Raw genomic sequence first — 6,006 nt, 5'->3', positions numbered from 1 at the left:
TCGAAGTAGGCACTTGTATAAGTTAAGGACCACTCATTTTCATGCATCGCTTTAAGCACTTTGAGCTTAAAGGATTGGACAGGCTTTTTTAATGGGAGTAGATATTATTTTAACGCCGCTTCAGGTACGACTACACTCAGGGATTTTGGTTGTACGGTCACTTCTAGGTAATCCGCTTCACGGGTTTCGCCATCGATGACGTAATGACCGATTTGGCTAATATCGACGCGGACTTTTTGCGCATTACGATGAAACACACCAGAGTCGTTTTGTTTACCGCTCTCGTCTGTTTCATGGTTGCTTAATCCCAACATAGCCAGCTCTGCAAGATTGAGAATTTGCATGCGTTCTGGGTCTAACCAAGTTAAATCGAGCTCTCCATCTTCAATATCCGGTACGCCTTTGCCTTGTGCTAACAGCGTAGTAACAGGCGATGCATTGGCGATGGTCAAACTGGGGGTTTCTATTTCAAAGGCATCATCGTCATTGAGGGAAATCTTAAAAGTATGGACATCGTTTTGACTAATGGCTTCCCATAAACCTTGTAAATACGCGATCTGTCCGCTGCTGTTCTTTTTTTCACGGTCGGCTTTTTCAATCATTTGTTGTTCAAAGCCGACACCTGCTAACAACAGCATCAATTCATCGTTACAGGTTGCTGTATCAATGCGTTGTTCACAGCCATCAATGATGTTTAAGCATATGGTCTCGGTGGACGCCACTTTCGACATGGTTCCGCATAAGGCATGGCTAAGGGCATTGGCGGTACCGAATGGGATAATGCCAAGCTTTACTTTGGTACCAACCAAGGCGGTTGCCACTTCCGTGACAGTGCCATCACCGCCACAAGCAATGATCAAATCCGGCGAGGCCTTGAGTGCCTGCTTGGCCAATTCCGTTCCATTGACTTCTGGGGTGGTGGTTTTCACTGTTAGATTATAATAGCCAGACAACAGCTTTAGAATCTCGTCTTTTTCTGCTTCCCACTGACGTTTGCCTGCGACTGGGTTGGCAATAACCCATGCGCTGTTATGTACCACTAGGCGATTGTTTTCAAAGGCTTGGTTGAGGTGCTTAAACTGTTTGTTGTTGAGTCTAACCGTGGAGCGAATTTCACGAATCTTGTTCATGATTTCTTTCGGTTTGGCCTCTGGGTATTGGCTTAATAAGTAGGCCGCTACCATGAAAACCGAACGTCCACGACCAAGGGCGCAATGTACAACGACTGAGCGGTCGTTCTTTTTATGAGTGTGTATCCAATTTAATGCTCGTTGAATTTGTGTGTCTGTCGGTACGGAATGGTCCAAAATGGGAATATTCAAATAATCGATATTGCTCTGCAAAGCCATCCAGTTGAGCGAGCTGAATTCCGCTGTTACGTCCAAAACACCGCTGATGTTTTCACTTTTAATGGCATGAATGTCAGAAGGAAAGAGTCGTCTTGCGAGATAAATACCATCGTCTATTTTTTGCAGGGCGGGTACTGGGTCGTTACTGCGAGCCCAGCTATTATAAAGCTGAGTGCTCCATAAAAACGGCATGAACACCCAGCGAATATAAAAGGGAACTGTGCCATCAGAGCGTTTACGAAAGATGGTCGGCTTGTTCAGTAAATAGGCTAAGCTGACTGTGAAAAACGATAAGGCAAACCAGGCCCAAGCCAATTTGAAATAGATATGACTAGTGAAAATGGCCAATAAAATAAAAGCGGCAGTCACCAATAAAAAATAGTTTGGTTTAAACAATTCTGCTCTCCTAGCAAACATCCATAGGTTAAAAGAGTAGCACATCACCTTTTAATTTAAAGCCAACGAAAAGCCATAATACTGTAAAGGGGACGTTGAAGCAGTATTTGCTTTTTTGGGCTTATACTTTGACAATTAATTTTCCGATGTTTTGTCCTCGGAATAATGACATGAAAGCTTCCGGTGCATTATCTAGGCCTTCAACAATATGCTCTCTAAAGGTTATTTTTTCGTCCTTCAACCATTTTATCGCCTGTTGATGATATTCCTCTTTCATATCTATTAACTCATCAAATATGAAGCCTTGAACTTTGAGCCTCTTAATAAGTAGCTGGGCAAAGGCATTAGGGAAGCGGTCGTGGCTTTTGTCCTGAGGGGCGTTACGATCAAAAGATATGGTACCGCATACGAGAAATCGTCCATGAACTGCCATATTATTTAACGCTTCAAACGCGATATCTCCACCGACATTATCAAAGAAAATATCAATTCCTTTTGGAGTTAGTTTTTTTAGGTTTGTAGAAAAGTTGGAATCTTTATAATCCAGTGCCTTAATGTTGAGTTCTGTTTCAAGTATTTTGCACTTTTTTTCCCCTCCTGTAATGCCTATTACATTACAGCCAAGATTACGTCCTGTTTGTGCCACGATGGACCCAACACCGCCATTTGCCGCCGAAACAACTAATGTCTCGCCTGCTTTAGGTTGACCATGGCGAATTAATGCACCGTATCCAGTTAACCCAGTTAAGCCCAATATACCAAGGTAAGCACTTGGAGAAACATCATATTTAGGCAATGCCACTAAATCGTTACCATCAGAAATCGCATATTGCTGCCAGCCGTGCGGAGACGATACTAGTTGACCAACAGCGAAGTTTGCATTGTTGCTTTGGATTACCTCGCTGATCGTTTCACCAATCATCACATTTCCTAACTTAACTGGAGCGGCGTAAGACGTAGCGCCATACATTCTTCCTCTCATATATGGATCCAAAGATAGGTAAAGGGTTTTTAGTAAGACTTCACCTGCTTGTGGGAGTGGCATCTCCGATTGATGCAAAGAAAAATTCTGCTTGCTGATACTGGCTTTGGGACGGGATTTTAAAATGATCTGTAGGTTTTTGTTTATCATGGTTTTTCCTGTCATTAGCTTGCTAAATTTTATTCATTTGGATGCTTAAAAAGCACTGATAAAGTGGCTGATATTATTTATAGGTTAGCAAATAAAATATATTTTTATATAAAAATATATTTTACATGTTTAAAAATATATTCTAGGATTCAAGTGAATTAGAGTTATTTCGTGGGAGTAATTGGGCCTTGAGTGAAGCCAAATCAAAAGCAATGACAGCATATAAGCAGTTACTAAAGGATATTATGTACGGTAAATATCATCCACTAGATAGATTACGTATTGATCCGATTTGTGACGTGTTGAAGGTAAGTCCTGGAGCAGTTCGTGAAGCCTTGTCTCGTTTGGTTTCTGATGGATTGGTTGTTGCTGAGGAGCAGCGTGGTTTTATTGTTGCGCCAGTATCCGCTATTGAAATGATTCAATTGACAGAAGTTCGTATTGAAATTGAGTCCTATTGTCTTAGTGAAGCGATTAAGGCCGGAGACTTAGATTGGGAAGCTTCTATTTTGTCTAGTCATCATAAGCTTCTGCGTACTCCGATTGGTAATGATACTTTGTCTATTGAATGGTTGGAAGTTCACTCTGAATACCATGATTCATTGGTTTCTGCCTGTGAAAATCGTTGGTGGCTTCGTTTCAGAGAGCAACTGTTTGCTCAAGCCGAACGTTATTTGAGTCTGCATAGGGTTAAGGAAGATATTTACATTGATGTACAAGAAGATCATCAATGTCTTATGGATGCGGTTTTAAATCGAGATGAAAAAAAAGCTTGTGACATTATGAGTGATCACTTGCAGAAAGCGGCAGATAACTTATTGAAGTCAGGAGTTCTGAATAGTTGATTTATACTCGTTTTAAAATTTTATAGATGAACGAGCCATTATAAAAAGTAGGCAATATAAAAATAATTATTTAAGAGTACTTTTTAATACTCCATAGCAATCTGGAGTGTTATTTATTGGAGATGTTTAATGAATAAAAATAAAAGTGTTATTGTTACATGTGCGATTACAGGCTCACTCCATACTCCGTCTATGTCCCCTTACTTGCCTATTACACCGGATGAAATTGTCGGTGAATCGATTGCTGCGGCGGAGGCAGGAGCCTCGATTTTACATCTACATGCCCGGGATCCAAAAGATGGGCGTCCGACTGCTAATCCTGATATTTTTATGGATTTCCTTCCTCGTATTAAGCAGCAAACTAATGCTGTACTGAACTTGACCACTGGCGGAGCGCCAGGAATGAGCATTGATGAGCGCTTGGCTGGTCCTGAAAGAGCAAGCCCTGAGATGACTTCATTGAATATGGGGTCGATTAATGGTGGTTTATTTCCCGCAGCAGAAAAAATCAAAACATTTAAATACGATTGGGAAAAACCTTTTCTTGAAGCCAGTAAACGAACATTGTTTGAAAACTCCTTTGAAAACATTGAGGCGATTTTGAATCGTATGGGTAAAGGACATGGATCACGGTTTGAATTTGAAATTTATGACTTATCTCATCTCTATAACTTAGCCAATGTTCTTGATCGAGGTCTATATGACGGCAAGCTTTTTCTGCAGTTTGCATTAGGGATTCTTGGGGGAACTGGTGCCGAGGTAGACAATTTACTCTTAATGCTTCGTACGGCCCAACGCCTATTTGGTAATGATTTTGAATGGTCAATCTTAGCTGCTGGGCGTCATCAAATGCCGATGTGTACTCATAACACCCTTTTGGGTGGCAATGTTCGTGTGGGTTTAGAAGACAGTTTGACTATTGGGCCAAAGAAACTGGCGACGTCAAATGCAGAACAGGTTTTGAAAGTTCGAGGCATTCTTGAAAGCTTAGATTATACGATAGCAACACCAGACGAAGCCCGAGAGCGTTTACAGCTTAAAGGCGCTCATGCTGTTAACTTTTAGAGCACATGTATATTAATTCCCTTGTAATTTTAGATGAATTTTGAGTGTTTTAACGAAATTATAGTTATTAACTTTAAACATAAAAAAAATAAAAGATTAGGAGTTATTAATGAAAAAAATAGTGATGACTGCAGCTATATTAGCCTTTGGTGTAATAAATTATGCCCAAGCAGATACGATTAGAGCAACTAGTGCGTTTGGGCCTAAACATGTTATGGCCCAAGCCGGTTATCCGGCCTTATTTAAAAAATTAAAGGAGCTCACGGATGGTCGCTGGACTGGCTATGATACGCCATCTGGTCTTGTCGGTCCGGGAGAAATGAACGCAGCATTGCGAGAAGGTATCACTGAAATGGGGCCTGTTATTTTCCCCTATTTCTCGGCTGATTACATAGAAAGTGGCATTGTTGGCGACCTCTCTATGCTAGGAACAGATAACCGAGCCATTGCATCTGCTGTTACTGAATACATTGCTACTTGCCAGGAGTGTATGAAGGAATTCTCTAAAAATGGTCAAGTCTACCTAGGTTCGGATGCAACAACTGCCTATCAGCTTTTATCGACCAAAAAAATAGAGAATCTTAATGATTTAAAAGGGTTACGTGTCCGGACAGGCGGCGCCATGTACTCTTACATGATGGCGAAAATGGGGGCTCTACCAGTTTATTTTCCAGCTAGTGAAGTTTTTGAAGCCTTGAGCTCTGGTGTCGCTGATGCAACCTATAGTTCTGTAGCCGATTTGAAAAACATACAGCTTTATGATGCTGTGAAGTATGTGACTTTAATTAATAAAGGGGTTTTTAATGCGGCCGCAATGACGAATGTTAGTGAACGAGTTTGGGACAAGATGAGTATGGAAGACCGAGCTTCCATGGCTCGCGCTGCTCAATATGCACAGACGATTGCCATTTATTCATGGCGAGATACCGCCGCTGAAGCAGAGAAAATCGGTAAAGAAAAAGGCATAGAATTTATTCATCCTGATAAGGCGTTTGTCAAAAAAGGTAATGATATTCGAGAAGAATACATGGCAGGTATTACTGAAGAGCTGTCTAAAAAAGGCATAAAAAATGCGGCAGCTAAAGTGGAACGTTACAAAGCATTGCTTACAAAGTGGGAAGGTCTGGTTGCAAATGTAACAACATCTGATGAGCTTGCTGAGCTTCGATACCAGGAAATTTGGAGCCACATTGATATGAAAACGTACGGATCACATTAA

5 protein-coding genes are annotated in these 6,006 nt (G+C 41.1%); 3 read left to right on the top strand and 2 right to left on the bottom strand.

Annotation, left to right across the window (positions count from 1 at the left end; all coding sequences use genetic code 11):
- Nucleotides 1-104 precede the first annotated feature (104 nt).
- Entirely contained in the window at nt 105-1,745 is a 1,641-nt protein-coding gene (locus ACHUFM_RS16195) for a diacylglycerol kinase family protein (protein ID WP_394183505.1), read from the bottom strand.
- A gap of 121 nt (nt 1,746-1,866) precedes the next feature.
- The gene (locus ACHUFM_RS16190) at nt 1,867-2,877 is read right to left on the bottom strand and encodes an NADP-dependent oxidoreductase (RefSeq protein ID WP_394183504.1); all 1,011 of its coding nucleotides are present in this window, start codon (nt 2,875-2,877) and stop codon (nt 1,867-1,869) included.
- Between the two features lie 188 nt (nt 2,878-3,065).
- Here ACHUFM_RS16190 and ACHUFM_RS16185 point away from each other — a divergent pair, with 188 nt between their 5' ends.
- The 3 genes from ACHUFM_RS16185 to ACHUFM_RS16175 all read left to right on the top strand — a co-directional run bounded on the left by ACHUFM_RS16185 (nt 3,066) and on the right by ACHUFM_RS16175 (nt 6,006).
- Entirely contained in the window at nt 3,066-3,722 is a 657-nt protein-coding gene (locus tag ACHUFM_RS16185) for a GntR family transcriptional regulator (RefSeq protein ID WP_394183503.1), read from the top strand.
- A gap of 129 nt (nt 3,723-3,851) precedes the next feature.
- The gene (gene kce / locus ACHUFM_RS16180) at nt 3,852-4,787 is read left to right on the top strand and encodes a 3,5-dioxohexanoate:acetyl-CoA acetone transferase (protein ID WP_394183502.1); all 936 of its coding nucleotides are present in this window, start codon (nt 3,852-3,854) and stop codon (nt 4,785-4,787) included.
- Between the two features lie 109 nt (nt 4,788-4,896).
- Nucleotides 4,897-6,006: a C4-dicarboxylate TRAP transporter substrate-binding protein gene (locus ACHUFM_RS16175; protein ID WP_394183501.1), complete on the top strand. Its 1,110-nt coding sequence runs from the start codon at nt 4,897-4,899 to the stop codon at nt 6,004-6,006.

The organism is Marinomonas posidonica, from assembly GCF_043643765.1.
GTDB lineage: Bacteria > Pseudomonadota > Gammaproteobacteria > Pseudomonadales > Marinomonadaceae > Marinomonas > Marinomonas posidonica_A.
Note: the sequence above shows the minus strand (reverse complement) of the source record. Positions and strands in the feature narration are given on the sequence as shown.